Source organism: Streptomyces sp. HUAS TT7 (assembly GCF_051550175.1).
Classification (GTDB): domain Bacteria; phylum Actinomycetota; class Actinomycetes; order Streptomycetales; family Streptomycetaceae; genus Streptomyces.
Map to the genome: position 1 here is coordinate 2,388,797 of NZ_CP196175.1, position 21,738 is coordinate 2,410,534.

15 protein-coding genes and 1 rRNA gene are annotated in these 21,738 nt (G+C 67.8%); 6 read left to right on the top strand and 10 right to left on the bottom strand.

What is annotated here, in order from left to right:
- Window positions 1-5: 5 nt before the first annotated feature.
- From ACSHXC_RS10565 to thyX, 4 genes are all read right to left on the bottom strand, one after another.
- A 16S ribosomal RNA gene (locus ACSHXC_RS10565) occupies window positions 6-1,531 on the bottom strand.
- A 537-nt stretch (window positions 1,532-2,068) separates the two neighbouring features.
- Complete coding sequence (locus ACSHXC_RS10570; protein WP_053728982.1) at window positions 2,069-3,754, bottom strand: ribonuclease J; 1,686 nt, start codon at window positions 3,752-3,754, stop codon at window positions 2,069-2,071.
- Between the two features lie 127 nt (window positions 3,755-3,881).
- Complete coding sequence (gene dapA, locus ACSHXC_RS10575; protein ID WP_438291333.1) at window positions 3,882-4,781, bottom strand: 4-hydroxy-tetrahydrodipicolinate synthase; 900 nt, start codon at window positions 4,779-4,781, stop codon at window positions 3,882-3,884.
- 212 nt (window positions 4,782-4,993) lie between these two features.
- Window positions 4,994-5,734, bottom strand: a complete 741-nt coding sequence (gene thyX / locus ACSHXC_RS10580; protein WP_438291334.1) for an FAD-dependent thymidylate synthase — start codon at window positions 5,732-5,734, stop codon at window positions 4,994-4,996.
- A gap of 199 nt (window positions 5,735-5,933) precedes the next feature.
- On the opposite strand from thyX, the gene ACSHXC_RS10585 reads away from it, so the two are divergent.
- On the top strand, window positions 5,934-6,173 hold the full coding sequence (locus ACSHXC_RS10585; RefSeq protein WP_053728979.1) for a hypothetical protein: 240 nt from the start codon (window positions 5,934-5,936) through the stop codon (window positions 6,171-6,173).
- A 116-nt stretch (window positions 6,174-6,289) separates the two neighbouring features.
- The gene (locus ACSHXC_RS10590) at window positions 6,290-6,850 is read left to right on the top strand and encodes a hypothetical protein (protein WP_438291335.1); all 561 of its coding nucleotides are present in this window, start codon (window positions 6,290-6,292) and stop codon (window positions 6,848-6,850) included.
- 35 nt (window positions 6,851-6,885) lie between these two features.
- On the opposite strand, the gene ACSHXC_RS10595 is transcribed toward ACSHXC_RS10590, so the two are convergent.
- The 6 genes from ACSHXC_RS10595 to eccD all read right to left on the bottom strand — a co-directional run bounded on the left by ACSHXC_RS10595 (window position 6,886) and on the right by eccD (window position 14,021).
- Window positions 6,886-7,338: a hypothetical protein gene (locus ACSHXC_RS10595; RefSeq protein ID WP_438291336.1), complete on the bottom strand. Its 453-nt coding sequence runs from the start codon at window positions 7,336-7,338 to the stop codon at window positions 6,886-6,888.
- Window positions 7,339-7,355: 17 nt separating this feature from the next.
- Window positions 7,356-8,108, bottom strand: coding sequence for a 4-hydroxy-tetrahydrodipicolinate reductase (gene dapB, locus ACSHXC_RS10600; RefSeq protein ID WP_386159627.1), 753 nt, complete (start codon window positions 8,106-8,108; stop codon window positions 7,356-7,358).
- Window positions 8,109-8,126: 18 nt separating this feature from the next.
- Window positions 8,127-9,506, bottom strand: coding sequence for a M16 family metallopeptidase (locus tag ACSHXC_RS10605; RefSeq protein ID WP_438291338.1), 1,380 nt, complete (start codon window positions 9,504-9,506; stop codon window positions 8,127-8,129).
- A complete protein-coding gene (locus tag ACSHXC_RS10610) occupies window positions 9,503-11,722 on the bottom strand; it encodes a polyribonucleotide nucleotidyltransferase (RefSeq protein ID WP_438296518.1) in 2,220 nt (739 codons plus the stop codon). Before ACSHXC_RS10610 ends, ACSHXC_RS10605 begins: the two co-directional genes overlap by 4 nt.
- Window positions 11,723-12,038: 316 nt before the next feature.
- Window positions 12,039-12,329: a 30S ribosomal protein S15 gene (gene rpsO, locus ACSHXC_RS10615; RefSeq protein WP_006346214.1), complete on the bottom strand. Its 291-nt coding sequence runs from the start codon at window positions 12,327-12,329 to the stop codon at window positions 12,039-12,041.
- 192 nt (window positions 12,330-12,521) lie between these two features.
- Window positions 12,522-14,021 carry a type VII secretion integral membrane protein EccD gene (eccD, locus tag ACSHXC_RS10620; RefSeq protein ID WP_438291340.1) on the bottom strand — a complete coding sequence of 500 codons (1,500 nt, stop codon included), beginning with the start codon at window positions 14,019-14,021 and terminating at the stop codon, window positions 12,522-12,524.
- A 247-nt stretch (window positions 14,022-14,268) separates the two neighbouring features.
- On the opposite strand from eccD, the gene eccCa reads away from it, so the two are divergent.
- The 4 genes from eccCa (at window position 14,269) to ACSHXC_RS10640 (ending at window position 21,518) form a co-directional block, all read left to right on the top strand.
- Complete coding sequence (eccCa, locus tag ACSHXC_RS10625; RefSeq protein ID WP_438291341.1) at window positions 14,269-18,234, top strand: type VII secretion protein EccCa; 3,966 nt, start codon at window positions 14,269-14,271, stop codon at window positions 18,232-18,234.
- Window positions 18,235-18,351: 117 nt separating this feature from the next.
- Window positions 18,352-18,828 (top strand): hypothetical protein, encoded by a 477-nt coding sequence (locus ACSHXC_RS10630; RefSeq protein WP_438291342.1) that lies wholly within the window; start codon window positions 18,352-18,354, stop codon window positions 18,826-18,828.
- Window positions 18,825-20,897 (top strand): hypothetical protein, encoded by a 2,073-nt coding sequence (locus ACSHXC_RS10635; protein ID WP_438291343.1) that lies wholly within the window; start codon window positions 18,825-18,827, stop codon window positions 20,895-20,897. Before ACSHXC_RS10630 ends, ACSHXC_RS10635 begins: the two co-directional genes overlap by 4 nt.
- Window positions 20,898-20,978: 81 nt before the next feature.
- The gene (locus tag ACSHXC_RS10640; protein ID WP_386038791.1) at window positions 20,979-21,518 is read left to right on the top strand and encodes a hypothetical protein; all 540 of its coding nucleotides are present in this window, start codon (window positions 20,979-20,981) and stop codon (window positions 21,516-21,518) included.
- The last annotated feature ends 220 nt before the right edge of the window (window positions 21,519-21,738 follow it).

The window sequence follows — 21,738 nt, forward strand, 5'->3', positions numbered from 1 at the left end:
CTTAGAAAGGAGGTGATCCAGCCGCACCTTCCGGTACGGCTACCTTGTTACGACTTCGTCCCAATCGCCAGTCCCACCTTCGACAGCTCCCTCCCACAAGGGGTTGGGCCACCGGCTTCGGGTGTTACCGACTTTCGTGACGTGACGGGCGGTGTGTACAAGGCCCGGGAACGTATTCACCGCAGCAATGCTGATCTGCGATTACTAGCAACTCCGACTTCATGGGGTCGAGTTGCAGACCCCAATCCGAACTGAGACCGGCTTTTTGAGATTCGCTCCGCCTCACGGCATCGCAGCTCTTTGTACCGGCCATTGTAGCACGTGTGCAGCCCAAGACATAAGGGGCATGATGACTTGACGTCGTCCCCACCTTCCTCCGAGTTGACCCCGGCAGTCTCCTGTGAGTCCCCATCACCCCGAAGGGCATGCTGGCAACACAGAACAAGGGTTGCGCTCGTTGCGGGACTTAACCCAACATCTCACGACACGAGCTGACGACAGCCATGCACCACCTGTATACCGACCACAAGGGGGACACCATCTCTGATGTTTTCCGGTATATGTCAAGCCTTGGTAAGGTTCTTCGCGTTGCGTCGAATTAAGCCACATGCTCCGCTGCTTGTGCGGGCCCCCGTCAATTCCTTTGAGTTTTAGCCTTGCGGCCGTACTCCCCAGGCGGGGAACTTAATGCGTTAGCTGCGGCACCGACGACGTGGAATGTCGCCAACACCTAGTTCCCAACGTTTACGGCGTGGACTACCAGGGTATCTAATCCTGTTCGCTCCCCACGCTTTCGCTCCTCAGCGTCAGTAATGGCCCAGAGATCCGCCTTCGCCACCGGTGTTCCTCCTGATATCTGCGCATTTCACCGCTACACCAGGAATTCCGATCTCCCCTACCACACTCTAGCCAGCCCGTATCGAATGCAGACCCGGGGTTAAGCCCCGGGCTTTCACATCCGACGCGACTGGCCGCCTACGAGCTCTTTACGCCCAATAATTCCGGACAACGCTTGCGCCCTACGTATTACCGCGGCTGCTGGCACGTAGTTAGCCGGCGCTTCTTCTGCAGGTACCGTCACTTGCGCTTCTTCCCTGCTGAAAGAGGTTTACAACCCGAAGGCCGTCATCCCTCACGCGGCGTCGCTGCATCAGGCTTTCGCCCATTGTGCAATATTCCCCACTGCTGCCTCCCGTAGGAGTCTGGGCCGTGTCTCAGTCCCAGTGTGGCCGGTCGCCCTCTCAGGCCGGCTACCCGTCGTCGCCTTGGTAGGCCATCACCCCACCAACAAGCTGATAGGCCGCGGGCTCATCCTTCACCGCCGGAGCTTTCAACCCCCCACCATGCGGTGGAAGGTATTATCCGGTATTAGACCCCGTTTCCAGGGCTTGTCCCAGAGTGAAGGGCAGATTGCCCACGTGTTACTCACCCGTTCGCCACTAATCCACCCCGAAGGGCTTCATCGTTCGACTTGCATGTGTTAAGCACGCCGCCAGCGTTCGTCCTGAGCCAGGATCAAACTCTCCATGAATGTTTACCCGTCATCGGGTGCACACATCACGTAAGAGCGGGACGGAACCACCGGAATAAGGCGGCCCGTCCACAGCGTCCTCGCTGTGTTTGTCGCCACCCACACCCCAAAAGGGGGCGGGTGGACTTTTCAAAGGAACCTCGATCCGCCGGAGCGGATACGGGGTTGTCAATCTGGCGTTGACTTTTGGCACGCTGTTGAGTTCTCAAGGAACGGACGCTTCCTTCGTACTCACCCTCTCGGGCTTTCCTCCGGGCGCTTCCCTTCGGTATTTCGTGTTCCCGACTCTATCAGACTCTTTCGTGTCCGATTCCCCGTCGGAATTGGGGTTGCTTTCAGGTTTTCGCTTTCGCGTTTCCCTTTCGGCGTGATCCGACTTTATCAGAGATTCTGAAGCCGGATTCCCGCCCCGATCGGGTCTCCCGTGCGACACGGCGAGTGTGCCGGGTTCCCCTCAGGCGGAGACGTAAACCTACTGGAGCGGGGCGCCTCGATGCAAATCGAGGCGCCCCGCTCCGGGTGTACGACCTGTGGGCGTCAGACCTCGACGACCACGGGAAGGATCATCGGACGCCTGCGGTAGGTGTCCGAGACCCACTTGCCGACCGAGCGGCGGATCAGCTGCTGGAGCTGGTGGGGCTCGACGACGCCGTCCTGGGCGGACCGGTTCAGCGCTTCCTCGATCTTCGAGACCACCGGAGTGAACGCCGAGTCGTCAATGCCGGAACCGCGCGCCTGGATGTGCGGGCCGCTGGTGATCTTGCCGCTGCTGGAGTCCACCACCACGTACACCGAGATGATGCCCTCGTCGCCGAGGATGCGGCGGTCCTTCAGGGAGGACTCCGTCACGTCTCCGACCGAGAGGCCGTCCACGTAGACGTAGCCCGCCTGGACCTTGCCGACAATGCGCGCCGTGCCGTCGACCAGATCGACGACCACGCCGTCCTCGGCGATGACGATGTGGTTCTTCGGGACGCCCGTGAGGGCTCCGAGCTCCGCGTTCGCCCGCAGGTGGCGCCATTCGCCGTGGACCGGCATCAGGTTCTTCGGCTTGCAGATGTTGTAGAAGTACAACAGCTCGCCGGCCGAGGCATGGCCCGAGACGTGCACCTTGGCGTTGCCCTTGTGGACGACGTTGGCACCCCAGCGGGTCAGGCCGTTGATGACGCGGTAGACCGCGTTCTCGTTGCCGGGGATGAGCGACGACGCGAGGATCACGGTGTCGCCCTGGACGATCCGGATCTGGTGGTCGCGGTTGGCCATGCGGGACAGCGCGGCCATCGGCTCGCCCTGCGAGCCCGTGCAGACCAGCACGACCTCGTCGTCCGGCAGGTCGTCCAGCGTCTTGACGTCGACGACGAGGCCGGCCGGGACCTTCAGGTAGCCGAGGTCGCGCGCGATGCCCATGTTGCGGACCATGGAGCGCCCGACGAAGGCGACCCGGCGGCCGTACTCGTGGGCCGCGTCCAGGATCTGCTGGATGCGGTGCACATGGCTGGCGAAGCTGGCCACGATGATGCGCTTGTCGGCGTTGGCGAAGACGGTGCGCAGGACGTTGGAGATGTCCCGCTCCGGCGGCACGAACCCGGGGACCTCGGCGTTCGTCGAGTCGGAGAGGAGGAGGTCGATGCCTTCCTCGCTCAGCCGGGCGAAGGCGTGCAGGTCGGTGAGGCGGCCGTCCAGCGGGAGCTGGTCCATCTTGAAGTCGCCGGTGGCGACGGCCATGCCCGCGGGGGTGCGGATGGCGACCGCGAGGGCGTCCGGGATGGAGTGGTTGACCGCGACGAACTCGCAGTCGAAGGGGCCCAGGCGCTCGCGGTCGCCCTCGGCGACCTCCAGCGTGTACGGGCGGATGCGGTGCTCCTGGAGCTTGGCCTCGATCAGGGCGAGGGTCAGCTTGGAGCCGATCAGCGGGATGTCCGGCTTCTCGCGAAGCAGGTACGGCACACCGCCGATGTGGTCCTCGTGGCCGTGCGTCAGGACGATGCCCTCGATGTCGTCGAGGCGGTCCCGGATCGAGCTGAAGTCCGGCAGGATCAGGTCGATGCCGGGCTGCTCCTCCTCCGGGAACAGGACGCCGCAGTCGACGATGAGCAGGCGGCCGCCGAACTCGAAGACGGTCATGTTCCGGCCGATTTCGCCGAGACCGCCGAGCGGTGTGACGCGCAGGCCGTTCTTGGGAAGCTTCGGCGGGGTGCCGAGTTCAGGATGCGGATGACTCAAAAGACTCTCCTCACCACACGCGCCACGTACCTGTAGGGCACGTGGCGCGTATGTCATTCGTGCACTTGCTGTTGTGTATGGGTTTTCGCGCGTTTGTCCGGCGCGTATTCAGTTGTGAAGTCTGTGGTTAGAGCTGTACCCCACCGGCTGCCAGATCGAGCGCCAGCTGGCTGGATTCTTCCGCCGTGAGCTCGACCAGGGGCAGGCGCAGCGGGCCTGCGGGGAGGCCCTTGAGGGCCAGGGCCGCCTTGGTGGTGATGACGCCCTGGGTGCGGAACATGCCCGTGTAGACGGGCAGCAGCTGCTGGTGGATCTCGGTGGCCTTGCGTACCTCACCGGCGAGGTAGGCGTCCAGGAGGGCGCGCAGCTCGGGAGTGACGAGGTGGCCGACCACGGAGACGAAGCCGCAGGCGCCGACGGAGAGCAGCGGCAGGTTGAGCATGTCGTCGCCGGAGTACCAGGCGAGGCCGGAGCGGGCGATGGCCCAGCTGGCGCGGCCGAGGTCGCCCTTGGCGTCCTTGTTGGCGACGATCCGGGGGTGCTCGGCGAGCCGGACGAGGGTCTCGGTGTCGATCGGAACGCCGCTGCGGCCGGGGATGTCGTACAGCATCACCGGGAGTTCGGTGGCATCGGCGATGGCCGAGAAGTGCCGGTACAGGCCCTCTTGTGGGGGCTTGTTGTAGTAGGGCGTCACGGCGAGCAGGCCGTGTGCGCCGGAGCGTTCGGCCGTACGGGCGAGTTCGAGGGTGTGGCGCGTGTCGTTGGTGCCGATTCCGGCCACGACGTGGGCCCGGTCTCCGACGGCCTCCAGTACGGCCCGTACGAGCTGGTCTTTCTCCGCGTCGCTGGTGGTCGGGGACTCGCCGGTGGTGCCGTTGACGATCAGTCCGTCGTTGCCTGCGTCGACCAGATGGGCCGCCAGTCGCTGGGCGCCGTCGAGGTCGAGTGCGCCGTCCGCCGTGAAGGGCGTGATCATGGCGGTGAGGACCCGCCCGAAGGGGGTCTGCGGAGTGGAGATCGGAGCCATGGGTAACACGCTACTCGCTGCTCAGCGCCGGGTGCCCCCTCGGGGGCCGGTGGCTGAGGGAGCCCGGCACTGCCTGCTCGGGGGTTCAGGCAGTGCCGGGTCCGTTTGATCAGCCTAGATGAACTTCACGAAACGCCGCAATACGGACACTTTGCGCGGCCTATCCGCACATCTGTGCCGGTATGGACGAGGAGCTCGGCCGGTCGATGCGGTTACGGGGCCACCCTGCCGTTGGCGTTGAAGGCCGCGTAGGTGAGCGGCATCAGGCGGGCCCACTCCTCTTCCATCTTCTCGCCGACCATCTCGATCTCCCGCTGCGGGAAGGACGGGACCTTCGCCAGCTCGTGCTGGGTGCGCAGGCCGAGGAAGTGCATCAGCGAACGTGCGTTGCACGTCGCGTACATCGAGGAGAACAGGCCGACCGGGAGCGTGGCGCGGGCGACTTCGCGGGCGACGCCGGCCGCCAGCATCTCCTGGTACGCCTCGTAGGAGCGGCGGTAGGAGTCCTCCATGACGCGGGAGGTCAGCTCCTGCTGCTCGGCCGAGCCGTCGACGAACTCGTACTTGCCGGGGCGGCCCTGCTGAACCAGCTTGCGCTCGGCGCCCGGGACGTAGAAGACCGGCTGGAGCTCCCTGTACCGGCCCGACTCCTCGTTGTACGACCAGCCCACGCGGTGCCGCATGAACTCGCGGAAGACGAAGATCGGGGCGCTGATGAAGAAGGTCATCGAGTTGTGCTCGAAGGGGCTGCCGTGCCGGTCCCGCATCAGGTAGTTGATCAGGCCCTTGGAGCGCTCGGGGTCCTTCTGGAGCTCCTCGAGGGACTGCTCGCCCGCCGTGGAGACGCGGGCTGCCCACAGCACGTCCGAGTCGGACGCCGAGTGCTTCACGAGCTCGACAGTGACGTCGCTGCGGAAGCTGGGCTTGAGGTCTGGGGCGGGGGTGTCGGTCACCGGCGGGTCCTTCCAAATTGCGTCGCTCGGGCGGCGCCCACTCTACGGCCCGGCACTGACAACTCCATCTCTGACGGGTCGTCACCATATTCTTGGGCCAATTCGGGGAATTCGGGCACCAATCGGCACGGCTGTGCGTCTGTACCAGTAAGCAGCCATCAGTTCGACAGCCCCTCGAGTTCCCAGGAGATGTGCCCCCATGTTCCGCCGGCGTGAGCCCGTTCCGTTCGCATTCGTCGCCGAGGCCGACCGCTACCGCAGCAATGTCGAGCCGCCGCCTCGCGAGCGAGCGAGCGCAGGTCAGCTCGTCGGGCGGACACTGGTCGGGCTCACCGTCATAGCCGGGCTCACCGGTGCGCTGCTCTTCGGGCTGCCCGCCATGGAGAGCCCCCAGTCCCCCGCGCACAGCCAGCAGTCCGAGGCCTCCAACGGCCGCTGACCCGCGCCGAACGCGGCGACGCGCGCCCGGACCCCCGGATGTGGCCGCGCGGTGACCTCCTGGGTAGCCTCACCCCGCACAGCCCAATCGAGCGTGCATGTGAGTGAGGATCAGTCGTGCCCCTGCCCTTCCTGACGGCCGACCGTGCCATCGACGCATCCGGTGAGTTCTCCGACGAGGTCGCGCTGCCCTTCGACGACCACGACCGCTGGCGGCGGCCCTACCGGCCGGGCCCGTGGCGGGTCGGGGCCGCGGCCGTGCTGCTGCTCCTCGCCTCGTTCGTGCTGCTGGCAGCCTTGATCATCGCCGCTGCCGGGGAACCCACGGGCGCGCTCGTCGTCCTGTTCATCGCCGTACTCGTGATCTCCTCGTCGCTGCGGCTGCTGCGGGTCGGCGTCTGGGTCAGCCGGGACGGGCTGCGCCGGGTCGCGTTCTTCACCACCACCACCGTGGCGTGGCCGCGGATCCGCGGCGTACGGACGGTTCAGCAGCCGGTGCGCTGGCTCGGGCTGCCGCGGACCGTCCAGGGACAGGCTCTGATCGCCGAACCGCAGGGCGGCCAGGCGCTGCCCGCGCTGCTCACCGACCACAACGCGGACTTCCTGGGGCGCGGCGAGGCCTTCGACCGGGCCGCCGACCTGGTGGAGGCCTGGGGCAACGAGTACCGCCGCGGCTGACCCGCATCACCCCCGTCGCGCTGGACGCCGTTGCGCTAGACCCCGGCGGGCTTGTTCCCGTGCAGGGCGATCGCGCGCTGCATCGCCTTGCGGGCCCGCGGGGTGTCGCGGGCGTCCTGGTAGGCGATGGCGAGGCGGAACCAGCAGCGCCAGTCGTCCGGCGCGTCCTCCGTCTCCTCCTTGCGGCGGGCGAAGACGGCGTCGGCCGAGGCGCGGTCGATGCGGCCGCCCGCACCGCGGACCAACTCGTCGACGGGCAGGCCGCCTTCGGCGTCCAGCTCGGCCGCCAGCTTGTTGGCCTTGGTCACGAAGCGGGTGTTCGCCCACAGGAACCAGATGCCGATCAACGGCAGGATCAGCACGGCCACGCCCATCGTGACGGTGATCCAGGTGCCCTGTTCGAGCAGGAGCACGCCGCGGCTGCCGGCCAGGACGAAGTAGAAGACCAGGACGGCGGCCGTGACGAGATAGGTGATTTTTGCGCGCATGAGGCCGACGGTGCCGCTCAGTTGAGGTCGAGGAAGTGTTCCAGGCCGAAGGTGAGGCCCGGAGTGGTCACCACGCGGCGGGCGCCGAGCAGGATGCCCGGCATGAAGCTGCTGTGGTGCAGGGAGTCGTGGCGCACGGTCAGGGTCTCGCCCTCCGCGCCGAGCAGCACTTCCTGGTGGGCCAGGAGGCCGCGCAGCCGGACGGCGTGCACCGGGATGCCGTCCACGTCGGCGCCGCGGGCACCGTCGAGGGCCGTGGTCGTGGCGTCCGGCGCGGGCCCGACGCCCGCCTCGGCGCGGGCGGCCGCGATCAGCTGGGCAGTGCGGGTCGCGGTGCCCGAAGGGGCGTCGACCTTGTTGGGGTGGTGCAGCTCGACGACCTCGACCGACTCGAAGTACGGGGCCGCGAGCTGCGCGAACTTCATGGTCAGGACGGCGCCGATGGAGAAGTTCGGGGCGATGAGCACGCCGGTCTCCGGTGATGCGGAAAGCCAGCCGTTCAGCTGCGCGAGGCGGTCCTCGGTCCAGCCCGTGGTGCCGACGACGGCGTGGATTCCGTGCCGTACACAGAACTCCAGGTTGTCCATCACCGAGGCGGGGGTGGTCAGTTCGACCGCGACCTGGGCGCCCGTCTCGGCGAGCGTCTCCAGTTTGTCGCCGCGGCCCAGGGCCGCGACCAGCTCCATGTCCTCGGCCGCTTCCACGGCTCGTACCGCTTCGGAGCCGATCCGGCCCTTGGCACCGAGGACCGCCACGCGCAGCTTGCTCATTCGCTTGATTCCTTAGGGTTACGAGACCGCTTCGTGGAGGCGGTCGGCCTGCTTGTCCTTCAGCGGGCCGATGACGGACAGCGAGGGACGCTGCCCCAGGACATCACGTGCCACCTCGCGGACGTCGTCCGGGGTGACCTCGGCTATCCGGGTCAGCATGTCGTCGACCGACATCTGCTCGCCCCAGCACAGCTCGCTCTTGCCGATGCGGTTCATCAGCGCGCCGGTGTCCTCCAGGCCCAGGACCGTGGAGCCGGAGAGCTGGCCCACCGCGCGGCCGATCTCGTCGTCCGAGAGGCCCTCGTTCGCGACCCGGTCCAGTTCGTCCCGGCAGATCTTGAGGACGTCGTGGACCTGGCTCGGGCGGCAGCCCGCGTACACGCCGAACAGACCGCAGTCGGCGAAGCCCGAGGTGTACGAGTACACGCTGTAGGCCAGGCCGCGCTTCTCGCGGACCTCCTGGAACAGCCGGGACGACATGCCGCCGCCCAGTGCCGTGTTCAGGACGCCCAGCGCCCAGCGGCGCTCGTCGGTGCGGGCCAGGCCCGGCATGCCGAGGACCACATGGGCCTGTTCCGTGCGGCGGCCCAGCAATTCCATCCGGCCGGCAGCCTTCAGGGTGCGGGTTCCGCGGCGCGGGGTGAGAGGGACGGCGTCCGTGCGGGACAGCGCGCCGGCCTTCTCGAAGGCCTTGCGGACCTGGCGTACGACGGTGGCGTGATCCACGTTTCCGGCGGCCGCGACGACCAGGTGGCGCGGGTCGTAGTGCTTCTTGTAGAAGCGCGAGATCTGTGCCTGGGTCAGGGAGTTGATCGTGTCCACGGTGCCCAGGACCGGGCGGCCGAGGGGGGTGTCGCCGAGCATGGTGTGCGCGAACAGGTCGTGCACGCAGTCGCCCGGGTCGTCCTCGGTCATCGCGATCTCTTCGAGGATCACGCCGCGCTCGGCGTCGACGTCCTCGGCGAGGATCAGCGAGTCCGTCAGCATGTCGCACACGACGTCGATCGCCAGCGGCAGATCGGTGTCGAGCACCCGCGCGTAGTAGCAGGTGTACTCCTTCGCCGTGAAGGCGTTCATCTCCCCGCCGACCGCGTCGAGCGCGGAGGAGATGTCGAGGGCACTGCGCTTCTTGGTGCCCTTGAAGAGGAGGTGCTCCAGGTAGTGCGTCGCGCCGTTCAGCGTCGGCGTCTCGTCGCGCGAACCCACCTGGACCCAGATGCCGAAGGTCGCGGACCGTACGGAGGGAAGGGTTTCGGTGACGACCCTGAGGCCGCCGGGGAGGGTCGTACGGCGGACGGTGCCGATGCCGTTCTGACCCTTCAGAAGCGTTTGGGTACGGGCGACGGCCCGCCCCTCCGAAGAGGGGCGGGCCGTCGTCGCGGAACTACGGGACGTCACTTGGCAGCGTCGTCCTTGTCACCCTCGGCGGCCTCTTCGCCCTCGATCACGGGGATCAGGGAGAGCTTGCCGCGGGAGTCGATCTCGGCGATCTCGACCTGGACCTTGGAGCCCACGGCCAGGACGTCCTCGACGTTCTCCACCCGCTTGCCACCGGCGAGCTTGCGGATCTGCGAGATGTGCAGCAGACCGTCCTTGCCCGGGAGCAGCGACACGAACGCACCGAAGGTGGTGGTCTTGACGACCGTACCCAGGTAGCGCTCACCGACCTCCGGCATGGTCGGGTTGGCGATGCCGTTGATCGTGGCGCGGGCGGCCTCGGCGGCCGGGCCGTCGGCGGCACCGATGTAGATGGTGCCGTCGTCCTCGATCGTGATCTCGGCGCCGGTGTCCTCCTGGATCTGGTTGATCATCTTGCCCTTGGGGCCGATGACCTCGCCGATCTTGTCCACGGGGATCTTGACGGTGATGATCCGCGGGGCGTTGGGGGACATCTCGTCCGGCGTGTCGATCGCTTCCATCATCACGTCGAGGATGTGGAGGCGGGCGTCGCGGGCCTGCTTGAGGGCGGCGGCCAGGACGGAGGCCGGGATGCCGTCGAGCTTGGTGTCGAGCTGGAGCGCGGTGACAAACTCCTTCGTACCGGCGACCTTGAAGTCCATGTCGCCGAACGCGTCCTCGGCACCGAGGATGTCGGTGAGGGCGACGTAGTGCGTCTTGCCGTCGATCTCCTGGGAGATCAGACCCATGGCGATACCGGCGACGGGGGCCTTGAGCGGCACACCGGCGTTCAGGAGCGACATGGTCGAGGCGCAGACCGAGCCCATGGACGTCGAGCCGTTGGAGCCGAGGGCCTCGGACACCTGACGGATCGCGTAGGGGAACTCCTCGCGCGTCGGCAGGACCGGCACGATGGCGCGCTCGGCGAGCGCGCCGTGGCCGATCTCGCGGCGCTTGGGCGAGCCCACGCGGCCGGTCTCGCCGACCGAGTACGGCGGGAAGTTGTAGTTGTGCATGTAGCGCTTGCGGGTCACCGGGGAAAGGGTGTCCAGCTGCTGCTCCATGCGGAGCATGTTGAGGGTGGTGACGCCCAGGATCTGGGTCTCGCCACGCTCGAACAGCGCCGAGCCGTGTACGCGCGGGATGGCCTCGACCTCGGCGGCCAGCGTACGGATGTCCGTGATGCCACGGCCGTCGATGCGGACCTTGTCCGTGATGACGCGCTCGCGGACCAGCTTCTTGGTCAGCGCGCGGTACGCGGCGGAGATCTCCTTCTCGCGGCCCTCGAACTGCGGGAGCAGCTTCTCGGCGGCCAGACCCTTGACGCGGTCCAGCTCGGCCTCGCGGTCCTGCTTGCCGGCGATCGTCAGCGCCTGGGCGAGCTCGCCCTTGACGGCGGCGGTGAGCGCCTCCAGGACGTCGTCCTGGTAGTCGAGGAAGATCGGGAACTCGCCGGTCGGCTTGGCAGCCTTGGCGGCCAGGTCGGACTGGGCCTTGCAGAGCACCTTGATGAAGGGCTTCGCGGCGTCCAGACCGGCGGCGACGACCTCCTCGGTCGGCGCCTCGGCGCCGCCCTTGACCAGCTGGATGGTCTTCTCGGTGGCCTCGGCCTCGACCATCATGATCGCGACGTCGCCGTCCTCCAGGACGCGGCCGGCGACGACCATGTCGAAGACGGCGTCCTCAAGCTCGGTGTGCGTCGGGAACGCGACCCACTGGTTGTTGATCAGCGCGACGCGGACGCCGCCGATCGGGCCGGAGAAGGGCAGGCCTGCCAGCTGGGTGGACGCGGACGCGGCGTTGATCGCGACGACGTCGTACAGGTGGTCGGGGTTGAGCGCCATGATCGTCGCGACGACCTGGATCTCGTTGCGCAGGCCCTTCTTGAAGGACGGGCGCAGCGGGCGGTCGATGAGGCGGCAGGTGAGGATCGCGTCCTCGGAGGGCCGGCCCTCGCGGCGGAAGAAGGAGCCGGGGATCTTGCCGGCCGCGTACATCCGCTCCTCGACGTCCACCGTGAGGGGGAAGAAGTCGAGCTGGTCCTTGGGGTTCTTGGACGCGGACGTGGCCGAGAGGACCATCGTGTCGTCGTCCAGGTACGCCACGGCGGAGCCGGCGGCCTGCTTGGCGAGGCGGCCCGTCTCGAAGCGGATGGTGCGGGTGCCGAAGGAGCCGTTGTCGATGACGGCCTCGGCGTAGTGGGTCTCGTTCTCCACTAGCGTTTTCTCCATTTGCTTGTCGTCTTTTCGCCTCCGGGCCCGTGTGGCGCGGGGGCGGTGGGGTGCGGCGGAGAAGCGCTCCTGAGGGCGGGCCGGTCTTCGATCGAAGCACCCGGTCTTCCTTGCGTTCCGGGGGCCACTACCGAGGACCGGCGGCGGGGAGGAGGGCTTCTGCTCGCTCGTCGCGGTGAAGCGTCTTCGGTGAAGCTTGTTCTGTTGTGCGTACCAGACTACTGAGCGTTCGGTACGTCTCGCATGTACAGCAAAGGGAGCGGCCCCCTAATAGGTGGGAACCGCTCCCTCGACAGCATGCTTACTTGGCGCCGCCGGCCGCACCGCGGCGGATGCCCAGGCGGTCGACCAGCGTACGGAAGCGCTGGATGTCCTTCTTGGCCAGGTACTGCAGAAGGCGGCGGCGCTGGCCGACGAGGATCAGCAGACCACGGCGGGAGTGGTGGTCGTGCTTGTGCGTCTTGAGGTGCTCGGTCAGGTCCGAGATGCGGCGGGAGAGCATGGCGACCTGAACCTCGGGGGAGCCGGTGTCGCCCTCCTTGGTGCCGAACTCGGCCATGATCTGCTTCTTCGTAGCGGCGTCGAGAGACACTCGGTACTCCTCAGTGGTGTTCGTGCGCCCACGAGTGCCCCTGGTCTTGATCTCAGGGGAGCTTCCGTGACTCGGAGGCGAAGGTCCGATGAGCGCAGCTTCCAGATGATCCGGAAACGCGTACACAAACGGCCGTCACACAGCGTACCAGTACCCCGGGTGGCGGTTGACCCGCGGTGAGCGGGCGCGGGCTCAGCTGGTCAGGGCGCGGGCCCGGGCGTACACGTCGAAGACGGCCAGGGTCAGCGGCAGCAGCGTGAGCAGGACGAATCCCTCGGCGATCTCCAGGAAGCGGCCCCAGAACGGGGTGACGCCCCGGTTCGGCACGATCAGCGCGATCGCGGTGACCAGCGCGCCGGCGGCGGCGATCGCGGCGACCAGCCACAGGGTGCGGATGTCCAGGGCCGCGGTGTCGCCCTTGAGGGCGTCGGTCATCAGGCCGCGCGGCGCGTTGATGCACAGGCCGAGGCCGAGCAGGACGAGTGAGCCGAGGCCGGCGCTCAGGGTGGCGGCGACCTGGGCGGTGTAGCGGAAGAGGTGGGCGCGCATCAGCATGGCGACGCCGGTGGCCAGCGCGAGCAGGCGGCCCCAGTGGTTGTCGCTGAAGCCGAGCACCGCGGAGCCCGCGACGGCGAGCAGGGCGCAGCCGCCGACGAGGCCGACGAGCAGTTCGTGGCCGCGCCGGGCCTGGGCGGCGATGCGCTCGGCGTCGACGGGCTGCGGGGCCACGTCCTCGCCGAGGTCGCGCTGGGAGGAGTGCGGCGCGTCGAAGCCGATGGGCAGCCGGGCGAAGCGCATGGACAGACCGGGCAGGAAGGCGAGCGCGCCCACGGCGAGCTGGGTGCAGACCGCGGCGGTCTCGGTGGGCGTCATGCCGGTCAGGATCGAGACGAACACGACGAGCGCGCCCACCGCGGAGGCGAGCACGAACGCGACGAAGGCCCCGTCGCCGCGGGGCGAGAGCAGGGTGAGCACCAGCGAGGCGATCAGGACGGCGGCGCAGGCGAGCAGCATCTGGAGCCGGCCGATGCCGTGGTGGGCGGCGAGCGGCAACAGCCCGGAGCCGGCCACCGCGATGTTGGGCAGCGAGCCGAGGCCGAGGGCGACGGCGGAGAGCTGGTCGTCGTAGATCCGGGCGCGTACGGCCGCGAGGGTGAGCAGGAGCACACCCGCGACGGCGGCGAGGATGCCGGGCAGGCCGTGCATGTCGTGGCGCGGGTCGCCGGTCCAGGCCGCGAAGGCGAGCAGTGCGGGCAGCGCGCCCCCGCCGATGAGGCCGGCGGCGCGGGTCAGCCCGGTGTTCCACAGGGTGCGGTCCTGGGTGACCGCGGAGGCGACGGCCTCGGACACGTCGTCGAAGACGGCGGGGGGCAGCGACTCGGAGAAGGGGCGCAGGGTGAGCAGCTCGCCGTCGAGGATCGACTGGGCGGCGAACGAGCGGGCGCTGTCGAGGACGGTGCCGTCGCGGCGCACCAGCGAGTAGCCGACCGGGGCGCCCTCTTCCGGGCTCTGCTGAGAGAGCCGCAGGATCTCGGGGTAGATGTCGGCGACCGGGATGTCGTCGGGCAGCGCCACGTCGATGCGGCCGTCCGGCGCGACGATCGTCACCCGGCAGAAGCCGAGGCCCGCCCCGCTCGTCAGGCCGGGCCGGTTCGGCTCGGCGGCCGTCGTCGCGGTGGTCGTCGTGCTCACCCTCGGCTCCCCTTCGCTGGCTTCACTGGTTGCGCTCGCGGTGCCCGGTCGCCCGGTGCCGGGCCGTACGCCTGTCGCGTCAATTGCCCGGCTTTCTTCGCTCTGTTCGCGGGTGCTTACGCGAACAGACGGCACCCTATCGCCAGCCGATCACATCGGATGTCAGTAGGATCCCACCGCGGTCGGCGTTCGCCGGACACGGGGCGGCGGGCTGAACTTCTTCGACTGCCAAGAGAATTGGTGCGTTGTGAGCCAAATCATCGTCAAGCGCCCACCACGGGCTCTGCCGTCCGAGGTGCCCACGGAGGAGGTCGTTCTCCAGCCCCCGCCGGAGCTGCCGCGCGGACAGCAGGAGGGTGCGCTGATGCAACTCCTGCCCATGCTGGGCATGGGCGGCTCCGTGGTGTTCTTCTTCATGCCGAATTCGCAGCCGTTCATGAAGGTCATGGGCATGGTGATGGTCGCCTCGACGGTGGCCATGTCGGTGGCGATGATCGTGCGTTACCGCAAGGGGTCCCAGGGTCAGTTGGCGGACATGCGCCGTGACTACCTGCGCTATCTCGGCCAGACCCGGCGCTCGGCCGCCGAGGCCGCGCGCAAGCAGCGCGACGCGCAGTACTACCTGCACCCCTCCCCCGAGCAGCTGTGGGCGCTGGTCGCCGAGGGCAGCCGGGTGTGGGAACGCCGGGCGGGCGACGAGGACTTCGGGCAGGTGCGCATCGGGCTCGGCCCACAGGCGCTGGCCACCCCGCTGGTTCCTCCGCAGACCGCGCCGGTCGACCAGCTGGAGCCGCTGACCGCGGGCGCCATGCAGCGTTTTCTGGCCACCCACCAGACGGTGGAGGACCTGCCGATGGCGGTCTCGCTGCGCGCCTTCTACCACATGACGGTCAGCGGGGAGCCGCAGACGGTACGCGCCTCGGCCCGCGCCCTGACCGCCTCGCTCGCCTCCCTGCACTCCCCCGAGGACCTGGTGATCGCGATCGCCGCCTCCCCGTCCGCCTCGGCGCACTGGGAGTGGACGAAGTGGCTGCCGCACACCCAGGCCCCCGGCCTCAGTGACGGCGCGGGCAGCCGAAGGCTGATCAGCCGCAGCGCGGCCGAACTCGAAGAGCTGCTCGCCGCCCGGCTCACCGGCCGCCCCCGCTTCCACCCGGAGGGCGCGCCGCTGCCGGAGGAGCCGCACATCGTCATCGTCCTCGACGGCGTTTCACCGCCCCCGATGTCGGTCCTCGCCTCCGCCGAGGGCCTCCAGGGCGTCACCGTCGTCGAGGTCGTCCCCGGTGAACTGACCGGCGCCCGGGGCGACTTGGCCGTAGTTGTGCACCCGCGCACGCTGCGCCTGGAGTCGGGTCACGGCCTCGTGTACGAGGGCACGCCCGACCTCCTCTCGTACGAGTCCGCCGACGCGCTGGCCCGTCAGCTCGCCCCGCTGCGCATGGCCTCCGGGGGCGACGACGACGAACCGCTGCTCGCCAACCTGGAGTTCACCGACCTGCTGAGCCTCGGCGACGCGGACTCGGTGGACACCGCCCGCACCTGGCGGCCCCGTTCCCCCTCCGAGCGGCTGCGGGTGCCGATCGGTGTGGGCGAGGACGGCCGGCCGGTCATGCTCGACCTGAAGGAGGCCGCGCAGGACGGCATGGGCCCGCACGGCCTGTGCGTCGGCGCGACCGGCTCCGGCAAGTCGGAGCTCCTTCGCACCCTGGTCCTCGGCCTCGCCGTGACCCACTCCTCCGAGACCCTGAACTTCGTCCTCGCCGACTTCAAGGGTGGCGCGACCTTCGCCGGCATGGCGCAGATGCCGCACGTCGCGGCCGTCATCACCAACCTGGCCGACGACCTCACCCTGGTCGACCGCATGGGCGACTCGATCCGCGGCGAGCTCAACCGCCGCCAGGAGATGCTGCGCGACGCGGGCAACTACGCCAACATCCACGACTACGAGCGGGCCCGGCTCGCCGGCGCCCCGCTGCAGCCCGTGCCCTCGCTCGTCCTGGTCATCGACGAGTTCAGCGAACTGCTCACCGCCAAGCCGGACTTCATCGAGATGTTCGTGCAGATCGGCCGCATCGGCCGGTCCCTCGGCGTGCATCTGCTGCTCGCCTCGCAGCGCCTGGAGGAGGGCCGACTGCGCGGTCTGGAGACCTACCTCTCCTACCGGATCGGTCTGCGCACCTTCTCCGCCGCCGAGTCGCGCGCCGCCCTCGGCGTCCCCGACGCCTACCACCTGCCGAGCATCCCGGGCTCCGGCTACCTCAAGTTCGGCACCGACGAGATGACCCGATTCAAGGCGGCGTACGTCTCCGGCGTGTACCGCACGGGTGCCGACCGGTCGGCCGCGCTCGGCGGGCCGGTGCCCGTCGACCGCCGACCGGTGCTGTTCACCGCGGCCGAAGTGCCGGTGACGTACGCCCCGCAGACCGTGCCGGGCCCGCGCGCCGAGACCGGCCCGCGCACCGACGACGCGCTCGCCGACACGGTGCTCGACGTCATCGTGCGCCGCCTCGAAGCGCGCGGCCCGGCCGCCCACCAGGTGTGGCTGCCGCCGCTCGACAGCCCGCCGGCGCTGGACTCGCTGCTGCCCGGCCTCGCTCCGGTGCAGGGCCGCGGGCTCACGCAACCCGGCTACGAGGGCGCGGGGCGGCTTGTGGTGCCGCTCGGTCTCGTCGACAAGCCGTACGAGCAGCGCCGCGATCCGCTGTGGTGCGACTTCTCCGGCGCGGGCGGCCATCTGCAGATCCTGGGCGGCCCGCAGTCCGGCAAGTCGACGCTGGTGCGCACCCTGGTCACGTCGTTCGCGCTCACGCACACCCCGCAGGAAGTCCAGTTCTACGGGCTCGACTTCGGCGGTGGCGGCATGGCCGCGGTCGCCGGTCTGCCGCACGTCGGCGGGGTCGCCTCGCGTCTGGATCCGGAGCGGGTGCGCCGTACGGTCGCCGAGGTGTACGGCGTGCTGACCCGCCGCGAGGAGTACTTCCGCTCGGCGGGCATCGCCTCGATCGCCGACTTCCGGGCCCGCCGGGCGCGCGGCAGCATCTCGGCCGCCGACCAGCCGTGGGGTGACGTGTTCCTCGTCATCGACGGCTGGGGCAACTTCCGTACCGAGTACGAGGGTCTGGAGCCGGCCGTCCTGGACATCGCGGCGCGCGGCCTCGGCTACGGCATCCACCTGGTGCTGACCGCGTCACGCTCGATGGAGGTCCGGGCGAACCTCAAGGACCACCTCATGAACCGCCTGGAGCTCCGGCTCGGCGACACCATGGACTCGGAGTTCGACCGCAAGGTCGCCGCCAACGTCCCCGCCGGCGTGCCCGGCCGCGGCCAGTCGCCGCAGAAGATGCACTTCATGGCGGCCGTGCCGCGCATAGACGGCCTCCAGTCCGACACCGACCTCGCCGAGGCGACGGCCGCCCTGGCCACCGAGGTCTCCCGCCACTGGACGGCGCCGGGCGCACCGGAGGTCCGCCTGTTGCCGCGCGAACTCCCGGCGGCCCAGCTCCCGCCCGGCTACGCCTCGCCCGACCGCGGCATCGCCTTCGCGCTCGACGAGAACAACCTGGAGCCGGTGTTCGTCGACTTCGAGCAGGACCCGTTCTTCCTCATCTTCGGCGAGGGCGAGTCCGGCAAGTCGAACCTGCTGCGCCTCCTGATCACCCAGCTCACGCAGCGGTACGAGGGTGACGCCTGCAAGCTGTTCGTGGTGGACAACAGGCGCGCCCTGCTGGATGTGACGCCACCGTCCCACCTGGCCGAGTACATCCCCATGTCCAACGCCATGGACCATCACATGGACGCCCTGGCCGACCTGATGCAGCGCCGCGCACCCAGCGCGGACGTGACCGCGCAGCAGCTGCGCGACCGCAGCTGGTGGCGCGGCCCCACGGTGTACGTGGTGGTCGACGACTACGACCTGGTGTCGACGTCGAGCGGCAACCCGCTGGGCAAGCTCACCGAGCTCCTGCCGTTCGCCCGCGACGTCGGCGTCCGCTTCATCATCGCCCGCTCCACAGCGGGCGCGAGCCGCGCCTCGTACGAGCCCTTCATCCAGCGCATGAAGGAACTGGGCGCCCAGGGCGTGGTCCTGGCCGGCGACCCCGGCGAGGGCGACATCCTGGCCGGCGTCCGCCCCCGCCCGATGCCGACGGGCCGCGGCACGTTCGTCTCCCGCAAGCGGGGGAAGCCGCTGGTGCAGACGGGGTTGATGGAGTAGGGGTGGCGCCCGATGAGTTGAACCAACTCCCCCGTAGCGGTAGGGGAGTTGGTAGGTTGACAGCGCTTCGCCTTGATCAGCAAGGAGAGGCCACACAGCCGGGGAAGGGCGACGCCGATGGCCTGGGACGAGTGGGAACAACTCAAAGCGGAGGCTGCCGCCAGGCAAGGCTCTGCGGCGATGCAGCTGAACCACGTGCCGCCAGAGCCGAGCGCCCCGTCGGGAGGCCAGGGCAATCTCCAGGTCGATCAGAAGGATCTGGCCGCCATCGGCGACGCGGCTTACCGGCTGCGTGAGGATATGCAGCGATTCGGCGACCACGCGCGCCTCTCCTCGCTGAAGGCAGCCGGCGGCCTCACCACCCAGGGTCTTGCCCTGGGTAAGGCGCTGAACCATGTCGCGACGCATTGGGTCGACCAAACGCAGAATCTGCTCGACGCGTGTGCTCACATATCGAATCACCTCGATTACACCAAGGGCGCCCACTCGGGCAACGAGATACATATTTACGGGATCATTAGCAGCATCGCCGAGCTCGACAAGGGCTTCAAGGAGCCTGAAGGGGGCGGCAGCAAGGGGCCGGCCCAGTCATGAACCTCGATACGCTTCGGTACGCGAACTTCTCCGCCCTCGGCGAGGCCATCACCGACTGGGAAGTGATGGTCAGGAATCTCCAGGAGCTGAAGGACAAGGCCGAGAAAGACCTCAAGGTCAAGGCCGACAAGGCCAACTGGGCAGGTGTCAACGCCACGGTGAGCCGTGAATTCATAGACAAGACGTCTGGCGAATTCAGCGACGCACACACCCAGGCAAACATCATCGCGAAGGTTCTCGCCGACACCAAGGGCGAACTCGAGGACTGTCACCGCCAGCTCACCGCGGCCATCGAGAACGGCCTCACGAAGAATCTAACAGTGCTGGACACCGGCAACGGAACGTTCACGGTCACCATGAACATCCATCCCGATCGCGCGGCCAAGGGCACCAATGTCCCAGAACACAGCCAGCAGGACGTCGATGGCCTGCTGGACGAGGTGCGGAACATACTCGGCAAGGCGACGGAGAGCGACAACGCCGCCGCCGAAGCACTCCAACTCATCACGGACCAGGCGAAGCTCGGCTTCTCCAGCGCCGATTACGGCGACGGCCGCTCGGCCGCAAAGGCAGTCAAGGACGCCCGAGATCTGGCCAATCTGATGAAGACGAAGGGAGACGGAATGTCTCCCGAGGAGTTTGACCGCCTCAATCGCGGCCTCGCCGATCACCAGAATGATCCGCTCTTCCAGGAAGAGTTCGCGAAGATACTTGGCCCAAAGGGCACGCTCGACTTCTGGGCCGACTTGTCGGACCCCTCCGACGGCGGAAACCTCCAGCGTGTCCGACACGATCAACTGGGCGACTTCCAGAAGAACTTGAGCATGGTCCTCGCGGGCGCAACCCACTCCGGCTCCCCGGGCATGCGTCAATGGGAAGACGACATGATCAAGATAGGTGATCAGCGCATCTCGACCAGGGGTACTCAGGTATACGGTTTCCAGCTGATGAGCAACCTGATGCGGGCGGGAAGCTACGACGGCGACTTCCTCAACCGATACGGCAACGCTTTGGTGTCCACCGAAGAGAGGATGAAGCTTCCGGACAAATTCTGGAGTGGCGCCAATGGTGGGCTCGTGATGCCGAAGATGAACTTCATGGGTTCGGAATTCGGCCGCGACCCGATGACCGGCTTCATGACGGCCCTGTCCGAAAGGCCTGATACAGCTACCCAGTTCTTCAACGAGACCAAGCCGCAGGACAATGCGGCCTGGGTCCTCAAAGACCGCCCAGTATTCGACGACACCCCGCTGGACCACGGCGACGGAAACCAGTCCCGCGACGCCACAGGCAAGGCGTTGCTGGCTGCCACCACCGGAATGAACCCCAACGATCCCGACGCGCGCTACGTGGAACACACCGCCGCCCAGCGGAACGCACTCGACCATTCACTCAAGGTCATTGCTGACGCGGGCGACAACTTCGCTCCCGAAATGCGCGACGACATGGCCAAAGCGCTGGTGAACCACAGCGACGAGGTGCATAACACCATGAGTGCGCTGGCCGACGACGCGAAGGACCCTCGTCAGCTCGACCGGCACAACCTTCTGGAAGTGTCGAAGCAGGTGTCCCGCGATCAGCAGGCCTACGGCATCCTCAATGACGGGCTCAACCGGGAAATAGTCAAGGACATCTACAACGACCATCCCGGCGATCCGAAGGAGACCCTCCTGCGCGCAGGTCACACTGTCGGATTCCTTGAAGAGGCCCGATACCAAGCGCTTGCCACGGACAAGCGGGACCCTTCGTGGGATGCCAAATGGCTGTACCACGGCTTCGGAGCCGCCGCTAACTTCATCCCGCATGTCGGTGACATCGTGCAGCGAGGTGTGGACGCCGTGACCTACCAATGGCAGCTGGATGAGCAGAAGCACATCAACCACGACTTCGCCGCCGAGAACAGCAAGACATTCACCGCCCGAGAGAATCAGCTCCAGAGCCTCGCCAATGTCTGGATGAACGCCAACCCGAGCCATCAAGGGGCCAACCTCTACACGATCACGTCGGACATCGACGGGGCAGCGTTCGACGGCAATGCTCGGGCGAAGGGGCTCGCCGGCCAGCAGTAACCGAGGTCTGTTCGCTTCCGCTCTGCATCTCGCCCGGCGGGCAGGACCGCCTGTCTCCATCCTTCGTAAAGGAACGCCACCATGAAAACACGCAAGCCGGTCGGCAGAGCGGCGATCGCTGCTGCGGCTCTCGCGCTGCCCCTGACCGCTTGCGGTGGCAGCCGTGATTATGCGGTACCCAAGCAGGTGTGTGGAGTGCCTCTGGACTCCGGCCTCCTGTCCCCTCTCTTGTCGTCAGGAGAGAGACTCTCCCAGGACAAATACGACACAGGTAGGGAGAGCCCCCGATGCCGCTTGGACGTCGACAAGCAGACTGTCGTCTACCTGAAGGGGGATGTCATCGACACCAAGACCGACCCTATCGAGGTCAACAACCAATTGCTCCAAAGGCTGGGCAACCCCACGCCGGTCGCTGTCGGCGAGGGCGGACGCGTCGCCGACAGCGGAGCCATCGCCTTCGCCAACTGCACATACCAGGGAAAGCCGCAACGCTTCGTCGCCTATGTAGAGCTGAGCAAGCCGGTCCCTGAGAAGACCTCCGAACGCAGGGACGCCCTCGTCGCCTTCCTGCGTGCCTACCTCCCCGCGGCAATGAAGGCACAGGGCTGCACACGCCCATAAGGGGGGGCCACCGTCGCCGGCACCCCTGGTTCCCACCCATTCCCCCAACCGCGCCACACGCTGCCAAGCAGGCTGAGCCAGGTGGTTGGTTGGCAGGCCCCCATCAGTAGGTCTGGTCGGAGCCGCCGCTGGCTTCATCCCGCGACTCGGAGACATGGTGCAGCGAGGTGTGCCGACGCCGTGACCCATGGGAGCTGGATGAGCAGAAGCCCATCAACCG

What these genes read in the sequence shown, in the direction of transcription:
- dapA (WP_438291333.1), bottom strand. Translation starts at nt 4,781, where the DNA reads ATGGCTCCGATCTCCACTCCGCAGACCCCCTTCGGGCGGGTCCTCACC.
- ACSHXC_RS10585 (WP_053728979.1), top strand. Translation starts at nt 5,934, where the DNA reads ATGTTCCGCCGGCGTGAGCCCGTTCCGTTCGCATTCGTCGCCGAGGCC.
- ACSHXC_RS10595 (WP_438291336.1), bottom strand. Translation starts at nt 7,338, where the DNA reads ATGCGCGCAAAAATCACCTATCTCGTCACGGCCGCCGTCCTGGTCTTC.
- dapB (WP_386159627.1), bottom strand. Translation starts at nt 8,108, where the DNA reads ATGAGCAAGCTGCGCGTGGCGGTCCTCGGTGCCAAGGGCCGGATCGGC.
- ACSHXC_RS10630 (WP_438291342.1), top strand. Translation starts at nt 18,352, where the DNA reads ATGGCCTGGGACGAGTGGGAACAACTCAAAGCGGAGGCTGCCGCCAGG.
- ACSHXC_RS10635 (WP_438291343.1), top strand. Translation starts at nt 18,825, where the DNA reads ATGAACCTCGATACGCTTCGGTACGCGAACTTCTCCGCCCTCGGCGAG.
- ACSHXC_RS10640 (WP_386038791.1), top strand. Translation starts at nt 20,979, where the DNA reads ATGAAAACACGCAAGCCGGTCGGCAGAGCGGCGATCGCTGCTGCGGCT.